The sequence below is a fragment of the Pedobacter sp. KACC 23697 genome, assembly GCF_045348445.1.
Classification (GTDB): domain Bacteria; phylum Bacteroidota; class Bacteroidia; order Sphingobacteriales; family Sphingobacteriaceae; genus Pedobacter.
Genome location: NZ_CP157485.1, coordinates 2,602,495 through 2,618,683, shown reverse-complemented (window position 1 = coordinate 2,618,683; position 16,189 = coordinate 2,602,495). Strand labels below are relative to the sequence as shown.

15 protein-coding genes are annotated in these 16,189 nt (G+C 38.7%); 5 read left to right on the top strand and 10 right to left on the bottom strand.

Going from position 1 to position 16,189, the window contains the following annotated elements:
* Positions 1-211 precede the first annotated feature (211 nt).
* From ABEG20_RS10465 to ABEG20_RS10450, 4 genes are all read right to left on the bottom strand, one after another.
* Positions 212-2,887 (bottom strand): family 78 glycoside hydrolase catalytic domain, encoded by a 2,676-nt coding sequence (locus ABEG20_RS10465; protein WP_406827316.1) that lies wholly within the window; start codon positions 2,885-2,887, stop codon positions 212-214.
* A gap of 142 nt (positions 2,888-3,029) precedes the next feature.
* Positions 3,030-3,428 (bottom strand): SRPBCC family protein, encoded by a 399-nt coding sequence (locus ABEG20_RS10460; RefSeq protein WP_406827315.1) that lies wholly within the window; start codon positions 3,426-3,428, stop codon positions 3,030-3,032.
* Between the two features lie 33 nt (positions 3,429-3,461).
* The gene (gene pyrE / locus ABEG20_RS10455) at positions 3,462-4,127 is read right to left on the bottom strand and encodes an orotate phosphoribosyltransferase (protein WP_406827314.1); all 666 of its coding nucleotides are present in this window, start codon (positions 4,125-4,127) and stop codon (positions 3,462-3,464) included.
* A 284-nt stretch (positions 4,128-4,411) separates the two neighbouring features.
* Positions 4,412-5,200, bottom strand: coding sequence for a DeoR/GlpR family DNA-binding transcription regulator (locus ABEG20_RS10450; RefSeq protein ID WP_406827313.1), 789 nt, complete (start codon positions 5,198-5,200; stop codon positions 4,412-4,414).
* A 21-nt stretch (positions 5,201-5,221) separates the two neighbouring features.
* Here ABEG20_RS10450 and nudK point away from each other — a divergent pair, with 21 nt between their 5' ends.
* A complete protein-coding gene (nudK, locus tag ABEG20_RS10445) occupies positions 5,222-5,800 on the top strand; it encodes a GDP-mannose pyrophosphatase NudK (RefSeq protein WP_406827312.1) in 579 nt (192 codons plus the stop codon).
* Between the two features lie 97 nt (positions 5,801-5,897).
* A complete protein-coding gene (locus tag ABEG20_RS10440; RefSeq protein ID WP_406827311.1) occupies positions 5,898-6,941 on the top strand; it encodes an NAD(P)-dependent alcohol dehydrogenase in 1,044 nt (347 codons plus the stop codon).
* Between the two features lie 80 nt (positions 6,942-7,021).
* Here the strand turns inward: ABEG20_RS10440 and ABEG20_RS10435 are convergent, their stop codons facing one another.
* Positions 7,022-7,888 carry a hypothetical protein gene (locus ABEG20_RS10435; RefSeq protein WP_406827310.1) on the bottom strand — a complete coding sequence of 289 codons (867 nt, stop codon included), beginning with the start codon at positions 7,886-7,888 and terminating at the stop codon, positions 7,022-7,024.
* A 492-nt stretch (positions 7,889-8,380) separates the two neighbouring features.
* On the opposite strand from ABEG20_RS10435, the gene ABEG20_RS10430 reads away from it, so the two are divergent.
* Positions 8,381-8,992 carry an NUDIX hydrolase gene (locus ABEG20_RS10430; RefSeq protein ID WP_406827309.1) on the top strand — a complete coding sequence of 204 codons (612 nt, stop codon included), beginning with the start codon at positions 8,381-8,383 and terminating at the stop codon, positions 8,990-8,992.
* 113 nt (positions 8,993-9,105) lie between these two features.
* On the opposite strand, the gene ABEG20_RS10425 is transcribed toward ABEG20_RS10430, so the two are convergent.
* The 5 genes from ABEG20_RS10425 to ABEG20_RS10405 all read right to left on the bottom strand — a co-directional run bounded on the left by ABEG20_RS10425 (position 9,106) and on the right by ABEG20_RS10405 (position 13,081).
* Positions 9,106-9,711 carry a hypothetical protein gene (locus ABEG20_RS10425; protein ID WP_406827308.1) on the bottom strand — a complete coding sequence of 202 codons (606 nt, stop codon included), beginning with the start codon at positions 9,709-9,711 and terminating at the stop codon, positions 9,106-9,108.
* The gene (locus ABEG20_RS10420) at positions 9,701-10,204 is read right to left on the bottom strand and encodes an RNA polymerase sigma factor (RefSeq protein ID WP_406827307.1); all 504 of its coding nucleotides are present in this window, start codon (positions 10,202-10,204) and stop codon (positions 9,701-9,703) included. The genes ABEG20_RS10425 and ABEG20_RS10420 overlap by 11 nt, the downstream gene beginning before the upstream one ends.
* 558 nt (positions 10,205-10,762) lie before the next feature.
* Entirely contained in the window at positions 10,763-11,224 is a 462-nt protein-coding gene (gene coaD / locus ABEG20_RS10415; RefSeq protein WP_406827306.1) for a pantetheine-phosphate adenylyltransferase, read from the bottom strand.
* A gap of 523 nt (positions 11,225-11,747) precedes the next feature.
* The gene (gene rsmD, locus ABEG20_RS10410; protein WP_406827305.1) at positions 11,748-12,284 is read right to left on the bottom strand and encodes a 16S rRNA (guanine(966)-N(2))-methyltransferase RsmD; all 537 of its coding nucleotides are present in this window, start codon (positions 12,282-12,284) and stop codon (positions 11,748-11,750) included.
* A complete protein-coding gene (locus tag ABEG20_RS10405; protein ID WP_406827304.1) occupies positions 12,275-13,081 on the bottom strand; it encodes a DUF3822 family protein in 807 nt (268 codons plus the stop codon). The genes rsmD and ABEG20_RS10405 overlap by 10 nt, the downstream gene beginning before the upstream one ends.
* A 232-nt stretch (positions 13,082-13,313) precedes the next feature.
* Here ABEG20_RS10405 and ABEG20_RS10400 point away from each other — a divergent pair, with 232 nt between their 5' ends.
* Positions 13,314-14,453, top strand: coding sequence for a putative sensor domain DACNV-containing protein (locus ABEG20_RS10400; RefSeq protein WP_406827303.1), 1,140 nt, complete (start codon positions 13,314-13,316; stop codon positions 14,451-14,453).
* Positions 14,454-14,707: 254 nt separating this feature from the next.
* Positions 14,708-16,141 (top strand): ATP-dependent RecD-like DNA helicase, encoded by a 1,434-nt coding sequence (locus tag ABEG20_RS10395; protein WP_406827302.1) that lies wholly within the window; start codon positions 14,708-14,710, stop codon positions 16,139-16,141.
* Positions 16,142-16,189 lie beyond the last annotated feature (48 nt).

Below are 16,189 nucleotides of genomic sequence, written 5' to 3'. Positions count from 1 at the left end.
TTGCGAGGAGGAACGACGAAGCAATCTTTACTGCTAGTAATCCTTGCTATAAAGATTGCTTCGTCGGCTGAAAAAGCCTTCTCGCAATGACGATCCTTGGAGAGATTTTCCATTAAATTCTATTGTCTTTCATATTGATTTTTATCCAATAAATTATCCCTCAGGATGACAACATAAAAGACAAATACATTAAGAATCTAGGAGGTCTGGATTATTTTTTGGCTTTCTGCTCAATCACATACTTACCAGCCGCTAAATCTAATTTTCCAATGTTATTTATCTTACCATTTATATAATTATCCATGCCACGTGTAAGCGGTAGGTTGATTGCGGCTGTAGAATTGGCCGGGATGGTAATATCGTACCTGATTCCGTTATCAATTCTTTTCCAGGCGCTGCTAATTTTCCCGTATGGACCAACATGACTAGCCTCAAAAGAATTTAGACCTTCCATTACATGCGGATCAAGTATTACATGTTTAAAACCAGGTTGTTTTTCATCCGGTTTAATGCCACCCGGCGATTTATATAACCAGGCGCCGATTTCCCCAAACATGATGTGGTTCATGGAAATATCTGATTTGGCATCAATTGGCCAGTTTTCGTATAGTGTAGTGGCCCCGTTTTCCATCCACCAGCCCCAGCTTGGATAGGTTTTTTGTGCCGCAACTTTGTAGGCTATATCGCTGTAACCATTTTCGCTCAGTGCGTTTAAAATGGCTTTTGTGCCTAGTAATCCAACATCCAGATGGAACTCATCGGCTTCTACACGTTTGGCCAAATTTTCTGCAACCAGGGCGACCGATTCTTCCGGAACGATTTTCCAGTATAACGGAACGCTCATTTCGGTTTGGATGCCCGTGTTGTAAATCCCTTTTTCTTTATTCAGGTATTTGGCGTTAAAAGCATCTTTTATTTTTTTAGCCAGGGCAGTATATTTGAGATAATCATTATTTTTACCGAGGATTTTGGCCGCTTTAGCCAAAATCACTACATCGGCATAATAATAACAGGTTGAAGTAAGCTCTACAGGAGATTTGGATTTTACTGGTATCCAATCCCCCAAACCCCACGTGGTTAAACCGGTAGGGTAGGTTTCGTCAATATGGTTCACATATTTTCTGATGTTCGCGTAACAATCGGTAAGCAGTTTTTTGTCTCCATAAAACAAATAAACATTCCAGGGGATAATGGAAATGGTACTGGTCCAGTCGGGGCCATTGCCCCATTCGTAGCCCCAGCCATCGGTAGGGATAATAGAGGGCAAAACGCCATTTGGCTGTTGCTCATCCCGGTGATCGGCCAGCCACTTTTCGTAAATGGTAATACCATCAAACCCGTAAAGTCCTGTTTCTATCGCAATTTGCGCATCACCTGTCCAGCCGTTTTTCTCCCTTTGCGGACAATCGGTCGGATAACCAAACAGATTTGATAAGTACGAATTGTTGGTCGCATAATAGATTTTATTGATAATCGGTTCTGATGATTTGACATCACCCACAACGGGCACATCGCTGTGCATAAAATAGCCAACCAGATCTTCTTTCTTCAATTGTACCGGACCAGAACTGGTTACCTCTACATATTGAAAACCCTTATAATTGAAATGCGGCATAAAACTCTGTGCACCTTTTCCATTTAAGATTAAAATATCGGTCTGGAATGGATCGGTATTGTCAGTTGGGCGGTAATGGGCGTCTATATTCGAGATATCCACATGTCCGTCGGGGTATAGACGTTCGCTGTGCTTGAGTTTAATAACCGTTCCGGCAGGACCATTTACAGTGATTTTGCTCACACCAGAAATATTTCTACCCAGATCGAACAGGTAAGTGGTATCATTAAATTTTTTAATGCTTTTACTAGCTATTTCCTCCACATTACGGATAGGGTGCAGGGCCTGTGCCACAATATTTTTTGATGGTGCAGAACGGAACATCACTTCTTTCCAGTCTTTATCATCAAAATCTGGGGTATTCCATCCTGTTTTTTCTAAACGTGCATCGTAATGCTCAGCGGTGTAAATGCTGTTGAAAACAATAGGACTTAAAGCGGTTTTCCAGTCTTTTCCAGATTTAATGGTTTCGGTTGTGCCATCCTGGTAAGTGATGCGCACATCAAGACAAAAGGTGGGTCTGTTGCGCCAGGGAGCACGGTCGAAATACCAAACTGCGGTTGATTGATGGTTATACCAGCCATTGCCCAATAATACGCCAATGGCATTTTTACCCTGACTAATGGCATTAGTCACATCATAAGTAACATATAGCGTACGCCTGTCAAACCGGGTGTACATCGGATCCATGCGGTGGTTCCCTATTTTTTTACCGTTTAACGAAAGTTCGTACAAACCTGCGGCAGCAATATAGGCCCTGGCAGATTTAATTTTTTTACTGGTACTAAAGGTGTTGCGGAAGTAGGGTGCAGGTTTAAGTTTGGTGTTTTCGGTATCCGAAATCCAGGCACCCTGCCAGTTTTCCGTTTTCATCATCCCTGTTTCAAAACTGGCGATATAGGTTTTATCTGATTTATCATTGTTTCCATTGGCAATATCGACCCGCCAGAAATATTTGGTAAAAGGTTTTAGTGGTCGGCCCGAATAAATCACCAGATTTTGGTCTGACTTCACCCAGCCTGTGTTCCATACTTTAACATTGGCTTTTACCAGCGAAGCAGAATCAGTATCTACCAGAATGCGGTAAGCACTTTGTTTGGCACCTTGATTGGTATCGTTCATTTGCCAGGTAAAGCGCGGGTTCGGACTGTCTAAGCCAATCGGGTTGACCAAATATTCGGTTTTTAAGGCTGTAAGCGATTGAGCTGAGGTTTTGAAAAGGGGAGAAAGGGCGAAAAGTAAAGTAGTTATCTGTAAAAAATTGAGGTTCATCGTTTGAGGCTTATCCAAAAACTAAGATATTAAAATAATATGCGGATCAATGAACCGCAATGGAATTTTTACGCATAAAAAAAGACGAAGGTTAGTTCGTCTGATATAGCTGTTAAATCATGGAAATTTGTATCATCAAATACTATCCTAAGATTTCTTTCAGTTTCCCGGTCTGATGGTCAGCCAGTTTTTGTAGTGGACCAGATGCCAGCATTTTCATCATCATATTTAAATCAGCTGAAATGATGTGTTTTGCTGTAGTAGTTCCGTTTCCGTTATCTGTTACTGTCCATTTTAATTCTACATCGAAAGGCGCTTTTTCGCTCGGGATTGCTGTTATTTCCCGGTTCTCAACCCTGCTCGAAATGCTGATGGCCAATTTTGCCATATTCTGAATAGTAAACCGTGCATCATCTTCGGTTGATTCCCAGTTATAAATGTTTTCTGGCATTAATTGCTGGTGATTGTTCATATTGGTTAGAAAAGCGTAAACCTCAGCAACCGGTTTATTAACTTCTACTGTGCTCTCGATAACAGTCATTATATATTTGTATAGATTTGTTTTACTCCGAACTTAAGACTCTGAACTCAAAACCTGCCCCTGTCCCCATTCTGAAGGATTTAAACGCCATCTGCCTAATAGTTCCATGTCGCTTTTGGCAATAATGCTATGTTCGGCAGCATAATCGATCAACGCTGCATAGTTTGATAAGGTAAAGTACCGACATTTTGCTGCAGCAAAGTTCTCATCTGCTTTTTCGAAACCGTAGGTGAAAATTGCCGCCAGGCCCGCTACCGATAATCCTGCAGCTCTCAAGGCTTCAACAGCCTGCAAACTACTTTTTCCGGTTGAAATTAAATCTTCGATAACCACCACACGTTGACCTTCTACCACTTCGCCTTCAATTAAACTTCCAGTACCATGTTCTTTTGCCTTCGCTCTTACATAAATAAATGGTAAACCCAGTTCCTGGGCTACTAAAACACCTTGGGGGATTCCAGCAGTAGCAACACCTGCAATAACATCTACTGAGCCAAACTCTTCTTGTATGGCCTGCGCAAGTTTCTGCCGGATGTAAGTTCTCACCTGAGGGTGGGAAAGGGTAATTCTGTTGTCGCAATAAATTGGCGATTTCCAACCAGATGCCCAGGTAAAAGGATTATTTGGTTGTAATTTAATTGCTTTTATCTGTAATAAAAATTCCGCTACCTTTAATTCAATATCACTTTTATTATACATGGCTCAAAATTACAGATTTATTTGTGTTTGTCATAACGTTTATTAAGCCCCATTATTTTGTATTTGGGGAAAGAAAAATGTAAGAATCGGGATTTGATTCCGACATTTCAATACTACAAATATTGTAAATTTTGATGGATGCTAAAAGCGATTTCTTGTCACGTCCTGTAAATCAGTATGATAAAGAATCTTTAGTTCAAAAAATAGATGATGAATAACCTGCGATCTGCTTAAATCAATGCGATGCGCACCGATTGATCAATTGGGCTTTGTTCAATGCTCACTTATGAACCGGTTACTGAATATACGGATATCCCTTTTGATTCGAATTTGTTTACCTCAGAACCGTTATAGTCGGTTATTAAAATATCCACAAGCGATAAATCATTAAATTTCAGATACGAAGTCTTTCCTATTTTAGTGGCATCACAGAGCAAATAAGTGCGACCGGCTTGTGCTGCCATTGCCAAAGTATTAGAAGCTTCAGACTCACTACCTGCATAAAGTCCTTCAGCAGTAATCCCATCTATGCCTAAAAAGGCTTTAGAAGCATGGTATCTGGAAATATGTTCGAGTGCCATAGTGCCATGAACGGCTTGCCTGGTTATATCAACTTCACCTCCAATAAGGTTTATCGTTACTGCACTGCCCTGCAACTCATTTACTATCGGCAGCGAATTGGTAATTATCTTAATATCTTTGTTTTTAATAAACTGGCATAATCTAAAAGCTGTGCTGCCACAATCCATAAATATAACATCTCCATCAATAATATCTGCTGCAGCCCTTTTGCAGATTGCCTCTTTTGCCTTTAGATTAACTTCCGCTTTACTAACAAATGAAACAGGCTTAATCACATCACTTATTTTCATAGCCCCTCCATGTGTACGATAGAGTAGTCCGTTTGAAGCCATGTTAGCAAGGTCTCTTCTTATTGTGACCTCTGAAACACCAATTCCAGTAGCTAACTGTCGGATTTCAACTTCGCCATAGGTTTCTAAAAGATCCAGAATTTTTTGCACCCTTTTTTGAAATGTCATATATAATGATTTAATTCGATCAAATTTAATCATAATTAATCAAAAATAATCAAAATGAAAAATATTAATATTGTGGATACCCAGATTTTATCTGATAATTGGTACACCCTCAAAAAAGTCGTTTTCGAAATGACCGGTATTGATGGAGCTACATCTATTTTGGAACGTGAAGCCTATGACAGGGGAAATGGTGCGACCATATTGTTGTATAATAAGGAAAATCAGACGGTTGTACTGACGCGTCAGTTCAGGTTGCCGACGTTTATTAATGGAAATGATACAGGTTACCTGATTGAGTGCTGCGCCGGATTGTTGGATCATGATAATGCGGAAGATTGTATCAGAAGGGAAACGGAAGAAGAAACTGGATTCAGGATTGATCAGGTAGAAAAAGTTTTCGAGGCTTATATGTCGCCCGGCTCAGTTACCGAGCTATTATGTTTTTTTGTTGCAGCCTACTCGAGCGATATGAAATTGCATGATGGAGGAGGATTGCAGGAGGAAAATGAGGAGATAGAAGTGCTGGAATTACCTTTCGAAAAGGCACTTAACATGATGAAATGTGGTGAGATAAGGGATGGCAAAACAATGATGTTGCTGCAGTATGCGCAGTTAGCGGGATTAATGTTGTAGGTAATTGTTTGAATTTTATAATGATTGATTTGATTTGTGTAATTATCCTTAACAAATAGCTGTTTACATTTGTTAACTCTAATTAATTTAAATTTTTATGATAGCAACAAAAGGATATGCGGCACAAAATGCCCAAACGGATCTTGCACCCTGGAATTTTGAACGCCGGGAAGTAGGGCCTCATGATGTTCAGTTCGAAATACTTTTCTGCGGGGTTTGCCATTCAGATCTGCACCAGATCAAAAACGATTGGTTTGAGGGGATATTCCCTATGGTTCCTGGCCACGAAATTGTAGGCAGGGTAGTGAAGGTTGGAGACCACGTAACAAAATTTAAAGTGGGCGATCTGGCGGGAACCGGCTGTATGGTAGATTCTTGTCAGGTTTGCGAAAACTGTAAGCAGGATTTAGAACAATATTGTCTGGAAGGAAATACCCAAACATACAATAGTTTAGAGAGAGATGGTAAAACACCAACTTATGGTGGTTATTCTGATACGATTGTGGTAAGAGAAGAATTTGTACTTCATGTATCAGATAAATTAAATCTGGCTGCTGTAGCACCACTTTTATGTGCAGGTATTACCACTTATTCGCCATTAAGGCACTGGAAAGTTGGAAAAGGACATAAACTGGCTGTATTGGGCTTAGGTGGTTTGGGCCACATGGCTGTTAAATTTGGTGTAGCTTTTGGCGCTGAAGTAACGGTTTTAAGTACTTCGCCTAAAAAAGAAGAGGATGCCAAAAAATTAGGTGCACACCATTTTGTGGTAACTACCGATCCTGAACAGGTTAAAGCAGCTAAAGGTACATTCGATTTTATTTTGGATACCGTATCTGCTGAGCATGATTTTAACATGTATCTTTCTTTGTTAAGGACAAATGGCACACATATCTGTGTGGGGGTTCCACCAAAACCAGCAGAAATTGCCGCTTTTAGTTTATTGGGCGGGCGGAAAAGTTTAGCAGGATCAGGTATTGGCGGTATTGCCGAAACTCAGGAAATGCTGGATTTCTGTGCAGAAAACAATATCGTTTCAGATATCGAAATGATTGATATGAAAGATATCCATACTGCTTACGATAGAATGCAAAAAGGTGATGTGCGTTACAGGTTTGTGATTGATATGGCTACCTTGTAGTTGAGCTCGTAACAAAAAGAAGGGATTTAGAAATCGCAATATTTCTAAATCCCTTTTTTATTTACGGATAGCTAATCACCTCAGGCATCTTCATTTTTTTTTACAAATTCAGCAAGCGAAATCCGGTGTTCAGACTCTACTTTCGCTAGCTGTCTTTTATTTTCAGTCAATAGGTCATCCAATTTATTTAGCAAATCTTTAAGATAGGTTACTGATAACATCCGTGAAATCCTGTTCCTGATTTTATCGGCAAGGAACAATTCGATCAATATCAGACTGATCAGAAAAAGGTAATGATTGAAGATAATATTATTGGTACTCTTTGAGAAAGCAGGGAAGCCTGTTATGCCAAAAAATAAATCTATAATTAAAGGGATGCCGATAATGGCGAGGAGTGAAAATCCCCTGACTTTTAAAGTAATTCCCTTTTCAGCATTTTTGATCTGTTCGTTAAAGGCCGAAAACTTGCCTTTAAACGGAATTTCCCTATTGTTTTGTTGCTGTTCTAATTTTTGAAGTGCCATACCATGCTCGATATCGATTTTCCGCACCTGCTCTACAATATTCGTTTCGGCATTGTTCAGCTTTTCCTGGTCTTCCACAATAGATTCCTGTTCGGCAATAATTTTGTCCATCACCAGCAGGTCTTCCGGAATGCCATGTCGAAGTTTCTGTTCTGCAGCCACAATCCGGTTATCCAGTTGTTTAAACTGTCTTTTAAGCTCCGCAATTTCTTTATTAAAATGCTCTTTTTTGGAGGCATAGCTACTTTCTAGGCTGTTAAGCGCCGAAACATATTCGAAATCTGCCAGAAGCTGTTCATTACTGGCAAAATGCTGATAAAGCCCATTTAATTTGATGAAGAGCTCACCTGTTGATTTTTCGGGATTAGAAAGATCATTTCGGTATGCTTCCAGATCTTTTTCTGATAATGAAGGTATGGGCATAGTAGATTAAAAAGCTAAAATTATAAAAAATATTTATCGTGGAGGGAATTATAAATGGTGTTTTCCCTTCAAATATTCCATTATGACTGTTAAACCATTTTTTTAAGATATAGTTTGTATAGTTTTTTGTTCGAAAAATATTTTTATTGAAAACGCAAATGTTTATTATTCAGTTATTTATATTTTATTTTTAGATATAACCGAAATATTTTTTGATTTTTTTTATCAGGTTGATAAATTATTATATATTTGTGCCAAGCAAGGGGTGAGAGCCTTGCATCAATCTTTGATTGAGAGCGTTAATTTAGATAAGGTTACAACATTAATTGTTGTAACCTTTTTTTATATCTTATAAATAACTGAACAATTTTTCTACTTTAGGGAAAGCAAATATATTTTTTGCCGAAATTAAAATATCCTTTAGTGGGGATAGGAGAAAGAGTGATTTTGCTGAAGGTCATTTATATTTCAATTAAATATGCTTTAAACTATATGCCAAGAAATTATAGAATTTATATCAACGATAACACTTTGTTTATCTCCGATTTTTTGCCAGAACAAAAAGAGAAAATACAGCAGCTTGAATTTCAGGATTTTAATCTGCAAACCTTCTACAAAAAATTAAAAAACGGATCTAAAAAGAGTTATATTTTCTTGACAAAGAATCCAAAGGAAACCTTTCAGAAATTAAAAAAAGACTGCACCATTATTAAAGCTGCGGGCGGTTTGGTAGAAAGTGCAAATGGCAATTACCTTTTTATTTTCAGGAACAAAAAATGGGACCTGCCGAAAGGGAAGCTGGAAGAAGGCGAAAAAATGAAGGAAGCCGCTGTTCGTGAGGTAGAAGAGGAATGTGGAATAAGGGTTTTTAAACGCGAAGAAAAGCTTTGTAAGACCTATCATGTTTATCCGATGGGTAACAAAATGGTGATCAAGAAAACCAATTGGTACAAAATGAAGGTTAAAGGCGAACCTAAGCTAGTCCCTCAAAAAGAAGAAGGGATTGAAGAGGCGGTTTGGTTGGATAAAAACCATATTTCGCCGGTTGTTAAAAATACTTTTCCTTCTATTATGGATGTGTTGAGGACCGGTGGGATTTTGTAGTGCGGATGAAATCTAATCGTGGTGTCAGATATTTCTATCTGAAACGCGTGAGATCATTGAATCCGCAATTCATACAAGCATATTCCAGTGGTAATGCCCTGCAGCACAGAATATTACTCGTAATCTAACTGATCAATTACTTTTTTAACCTCTTTTAGGTATTTCCCGTAATAAAACCAGGCCCATAATTCGGTAATTGCACCGATAATCAGGATGGTTACAAAGCAGTTGAGGAGGATGTAAACCGAAGATAATTTATTTAATATCCGCGAAAATACAGATGCCTTTTCGATGAACACAAAAGCAGTGAGAAAACAGACTGAGATAAAGGCCACAATGTAAGTTAATGCTTTATACAGCTCTATATTCACCTTCATTTCGTAATAAAACCAGAGGATATTTTTTCGTGTATCCATACTTAAGTCATATGAGTTTTTATAAAATATATAAAACTTGAAAAAATAATAAGCTGTAAAACCACAGGTAATGGAATAGGACATCAGAAATACCCTGTTTATTAAAGCTGAAAATCCAAAAATATAGGGGATAAAAGCCATGAACAACAAAAAAAACAGCTGGTAGAAAAATTCATGTTTCATTTTGGCTCTGATTTTATCGACAGGGGTACGTGCCTGTTTTATTTTAAGCATATCGCCGGAAATGTAGCTTTCTTCGGGATTTTTAGCATTCCATTCATTTTTTAAATCGTCAAAATTCATAACCGTTTTTCTTTATGATGAACTGTAATTTTTCTTTGGTCCTGTTCAGTTTAACCCGTGCATTAACCTCGCTTATTCCCAGGTTTTTGGCAATTTCGCGATGTGATTGATTTTCGAGAAAAAGGAAGATCAATGCTTTTTCAATGGCATTTAGTTCTTGAACAGCAGTGTACAAACAGGCTAGTTTTTCTTCTTTCCCTTCATTTTCGTTTACATCTATTACATCGATGGTTTCATTTAATGGTGTTTTGTCTACTTTTCTATAGTCTTTTTTGAAATAGACCAGTGCTGTATTGAGGCAAACGCGGTACATCCATGTAGTAAATTTGCTGTTTCCTTTAAAAGATGGATAAGCTTTCCATAATTGTAAAATAATTTCCTGAAACGGATCACGTTGTTCTTCGGCATCTTTCATATACATTTTTGAAATCTTATGTATAATCGCTTTGTGCCGATTGATCAGGGTAAGAAATGTGTTTTCTGTTTCTTTCATTTAATATATACCCAATTGGTAATGGATTTTTAGAAACGTTACAGCTTTATTTAAAAATAATGTTTAACCGTAAAAAAGGGGGTGGTAAAAGGGTATTCTGCGAAAGAGTAACATATAAGCGGTGTTTTAGGTTGCTCATGTCAGGTTATTACTTAATAAGTTAGCTGTTGAATAAAGCAAAATGGAGTAATCCGTATAGATAGATTATTTATAACCTCAGTTCGATTAATATTTACGCATTTTTATTAGTCTTAACCTAATTTTTTTAAAGCTATCGTCATGCTGAATTTATTTCAGCATCTTTCCTGCTATTAAGACCCTGAAATAAATTCAGGGTGACGACTTTGAGTTAATAATATCTGCAGAACATCTTTCGTAAAGATGTTAATAATTGAACTCAGGTTTATACGTTATTAGCACTATTTTAAGAAAGTATTAATTATGTACATTAAAACTTCACTATGTTTCTGATATTATTCTGAAAGAAGGTATTAATTTGTCTAAAATGAACCTAGACTTAAATCTGTATTTATCAGTGGACATCTATGGTTAACAGAACTATAAAAAATCAAGTGCCTCTTTGGGCACAAACGGGCTAACATCGCCTTGATTTCTTAAAATATCGCGAACAATTGTTGAGCTGATGGCCGAATATTCGGGCTTGCTCAAAAGCAGAATGGTCTCTACTTCGGGCATCATCGTCTGATTAATCTGTGCAATAGCCCGTTCATATTCAAAATCGGCAGCTGAACGGATCCCACGCACCATATAGGTGGCATTTATTTTACGGCAGAAATCTACGGTTAAACCTTCATATGTTTGAATTTCAATATTTTCATAGCCTTTAAAAACAGTCTGCAGGATTTGAAGACGCTGCTCAGCGCTTAAAAAATTCTGTTTAGCACTGTTAAGTCCAATACCTACTATAATTTTATCGAAAAGTGGAGTGGCACGTTGTAAAATGTTTACGTGCGCAATGGTGATAGGATCAAATGAGCCTGGAAATAGCGCTATCTTCATGATTCAAATATAGCGTATTATAGTTAAAAGCGGAATAGTTTAGCGCCTGGCGATTGGCGGATAACGTAGTTATATAGTAGGATTGAAGCACAGCATGGAAGTAGGTGATGCAGCAATAACTTAATTGTTTAAGCTAGCATGAGTAAAAATATAGATGGCAGAAAAAACGGCGATAATAAGGTTTGAAAATGTAAGGAGAATAAATTGCAAAAAAAGGTTAGGGAAATAAAAAAGATTTGGAAATGAAAGGGGGGAAGATAATAGGGATGGTTCAGTCCCGCTCTCTGCTAAACTCGGCTGGAAAAGCCTTCGTACCGCTGACGATCGGGTTTATAAACAAAGGTGAGTCCATCCGTTTGGAGATTTGGTTCAAACCTGAGATTTCCCCTTTAAGCATGAATTAATTGAAAATAAGTTAGTTATTAATAATAATTACCAGCAAACGAATCTTTAACTTGTAGTTAGTAGATTAAACCAATGGCCAATAAACTAATGACCAATAAACCACTGGCCAATGAACAATTTAACTAAACCCGAAAAAGCTAAAAGAAGAATTACCGTACTTTCTTGTTTCGGTGTAACCTGGCTGGGTGTTCAGCTTCATGTTGCTCTGGTGTTCCACTATTAACAAACCATCTGGCTTGAGTAATTGCTGTTCTTTTACCATCACCGGAATTTGCGGAATGTTGGGCATGTTGTAGGGGGGATCGGCAAAGATCAGGTCGTAATTGCCGGTCATTTGTTTCAATAATTTAAATACATCACCTTTGCGTACATCGATCTGGTCAAACTGATGTTGTTTAGCCATATTTTTTACCCAGTTTACGCAGCCATAGTCCATATCAACAGCTAAAATACGCGCTGCTCCGCGTGAAGCAAATTCGAAGGTTAAATTTCCGGTGCCGCAAAATAAATCCAATACGGCACAGTCTTCAAAATCATATTTATGATTCAGGATATTGAAGAGTGCTTCTTTGGCCATATCCGTAGTTGGGCGTACGGGTAAATTTGCAGGGGGCTGCAAACGGATGCCCTTTAATTTGCCACCAATTATTCGCATAAATCTAAAGCAAGGAGACCGCTGAAATAGTGTTTAGGCATATCGGCCAATAATTCACTATGTTTTTTTTCAGCGGGTAGGAAAAAATAAAGTTGGTTGAAGTATTTCAATAAGCAATTATAATGCTCATCGTCTTCGTTTATTATACCTTGTAAATAAACAGGAACAGTATCATTCAGGCCCAACTGTTCAATCATCAGTAATAGAAAATAATTAAATTCCGCTGCATTTTCCGATTCATAGTGGTTTTGGAAAATGACCTTTTTATCTTTTAAATAGAGTACATTAAAAGATACTGCAGTAAAATCGATTAATAAAGATTCGTCTGCCAAATGATTAAATAAAACCATTAATGGTTCTGATTGCGGGAAAAAATCGGTTTGTTCTGGCAAACTAGCTTTTAAATTCTCATCTAAACTAAAAACAGTATTAAAACCTAGTTTATTGTTGTATTTGGTGTAAATTTTAGCATCAGAACCGAGGTATTGGGCATAAACAGCCAGATTTTCTCCATCAAACCATTCATCAGGGATAAAAATAAAGTTCGGGGTATGGATGGCAGCTTTAACGGCTCCATAATTTAAAGAAAGGTAACTATCGGTTGTAAAGGCAGATTTGAGTTCTTTTTGTATATCATCGCAACCTTGTTTATCAAAAATGATATTAATCTCTTCTGTATCCTTACTTACCACCGCATAAGAAAAACTATCATTCGTTATTTTTAATAATAAATGGCAGTTTGCAGAGGCATCAGCTTTAAAATTTGGGTCGACCAATAAAAGGCTATTGTTACGCATTGAAACAAAAATAGCGTTTTTTAAGGATTAACGGTAAGATGAGGTTAAATTTTTGATTTTGCCCTCGGTGATTTAGTTTTTCGCCACGGAAACACAGATTAGCACGGAATAGTTATTTACGCCAGGCTAACCAATTTTCCAATGAACAAGTAAACTAATAAACTCTATTTTTTTACCAAAATCAAACCTTTTGCCTATTCAAAAATCGAAATATTCGGCTTAAATTCGGAACATGAGTTATAAGCCTACCTATAAAGCGGCAAACACCATTGCGGCAACGATAGAACAACATTTTGTAAAACTGCATAAAAATGCAATTGCACAAGGTGAGATAGATTTGGCTACTCAACCTGATCAAAAAATAATTGAAGCGATAATCGATGTTGCTTTTTGGAGCAGTTTACGCAAAGAGGAAGGACATTCGCCAAGGATTTCGATTGCTTTTTTGCCTCCCGAGCAAACCGCTAAGCCATTGCGTTTTGCCAAAAAACTAGCCTTAAATGCAAATACCTTAACCAAAATAGCCCCTGGGATTGAACGTTCCGGAATCCATCTGGGCGTTTGGGAAGAGGATGGTGAACTTTACATCTGGGGCACAACGCTTAATATCCCTAATTTTTGTTTTGTAGTTGATGTTTCCGAACCTGGGTTAATTGTAATTAAACACCGCCGAATTTATGGTATTGGCAAATTTACCAACGTAGCGGTGCTAAAAGGGGAACAGATCCGCATTGTTGATGACAGGAGCTGTAACAATAGAGATTGTCCGCCTATTTTGCAAGCCTTATTAGATTTAACCGTTTTAGCGAGCTGGAACGATCCGATCAATATTCTGATTCAGTTTTCGGTTTCTATGCGTGCGCACGGCCGGGGTGGAGCCTTGTTAATTGTGCCTAAAGGTGATACAAAGTGGGAAGAATCCATTATTCACCCGATACAGTACCTGGTAGAACCTCCTTTCTGTGGCTTATCTAATCTGGCGAAACAGAATGGCAACCAGAGCGAAATTTTCTCGCAGGGGGCTGTGCGCCGGGAGGTAGAACATTTGGCAGGCTTAACCGCGGTTGACGGTGCAACAATCATCAACGAGGAATTTGACCTGATTGCATTTGGTGCTAAAATAGGGCGTGCAAAAGGGAAACCTACCGTAGAGCAGATTGCGTTTTCGGAACCGATTGTTGGTGGAGAGGATAAAATTCTTTATCCCGGACAGCTTGGGGGTACCCGCCATTTTTCCGTTGCACAGTTTGTGAACGATCAGCCTCAATCTATTGGTTTGGTAGCCTCGCAGGATGGCCATTTTACCATCTTTAGCTATAGCAAAAAACAAAATATGGTCATGGCACACCGTATTGAAACCTTACTTTTGTAATAGCAATGAGCAGAAAGCATAGCGCATAGCGGTTGCAATTATTCGGAAAGGTACTGTACTGCTAATCGGATACTGTAGTCCGTCTTTCCGCTAAATTCCCGATCAAACTTTTGCTAAAAAACAAATGTTCATTGAGATCGGGAGATATCGCTTCAATACGGTTTAGTTAAACAGGGCTGTACTAAAAACTCAGGTGCTATTTTATGCACACTAAACAGTTAACCGATTAACCGTTGAAATATTAACCATTAGAAATGATCATCGATAAAAGCCATCTGATTGCCTCAGCATACGAACATCAGCCTACCAAAGAGCAAATGCTTTTTTGCGAGCGCATGTCGGCATTTCTGCAGCAGGAAGATGAGTACCGCTGTTTTGTGCTGAAAGGTTATGCCGGTACGGGTAAAACCACATCTGTAGCGGCTTTGGTTAAAGTTTTAAGGCAGTTTAACCTGCGTAGCGAACTGCTTGCGCCAACCGGAAGGGCGGCAAAGGTGATGAGCCAGTATTCATTTCGTAAAGCTTTAACCATACATAAACGGATTTACCGGAAACGCTCAGCGGCATCACCAGAAATGCAGTTTCAGCTGGCACCGAATCTCTCTGAAAATACGCTTTTTATTATCGATGAAGCTTCGATGATTGCTGATGAATTTAATGAGACGGGTTCTTCCATATTAAGAGATCTGCTCGAGTTTGTTTACAATACCAAAAACTGTTTCCTGCTTTTTGTGGGTGATACGGCGCAGTTGCCTCCTGTAGGAAGTTTAGACAGCCCGGCGCTGAATGAACAGTACCTTAAAGATAATTTCGCTTTAACAGTTTCATCAGTGGAGTTAAAGGAAGTGGTTCGTCAGGGAAAGAAATCGGGGATTTTGGCTAATGCCACCATGCTGCGGAACCAGATTGCCAAAAACCCTGAAAATCCATTACCAAAATTCCTGACTAAAAACTACACTGATATTTACAACATGGCCGGTGCACGTTTGGTAGAGGGCCTGGAATATGCTTACCGAAAATTTGGTATGGAAAATACCCTGGTGGTTTGCCGTTCCAATAAATCGGCCAATGTGTATAACCAGCAGATTAGAGCAAGGTTATTGTACCGTGAAGAGGAACTAACAGGTGGTGACCAGGTTATGGTGGTGCGGAATAATTATTTCTGGCTTCCTGATAACGAGGATACCGCCTTTATTGCCAATGGCGATATGGCGAAAGTGATTCGTGTGAGGGGAGAAGAGGAACGTTATGGTTTCCGTTTTGCCGATGCCACTTTAGAGTTTATGGATTTTCCGGCGGCAGGGCAGATCAGCTGTAAGGTCATGCTGGATACTTTAAACTTGGAAAGTGCAAATCTTCCATACGAACAGAATAAGAAGCTTTTTGATGGTCTTAATGAAGATTACGAACATATTGCCAACAAGCGGCAGCGAATGCTGGCGATCAAAGCTGATCCTTTTTATAATGCACTCCAAATCAAGTTTGCTTATGCGGTAACCTGCCATAAAGCACAGGGCGGGCAGTGGGATGCTGTTTTTGCAGATCAGGGTTATCTTACGGAAGAAATGATTGATCTTGATTTTCTGCGCTGGTTATATACTGCTGTAACCCGGGCAAAAAAAGAGTTATATTTAGTCAATTTTGCGCCACAGCTTTTCGCGAAGACGGCACAGGAGGATTATTTTTAGAGGCTTTGGTCATGCTGATCCGACAGCGATCTGATCGTCGTAATGGTC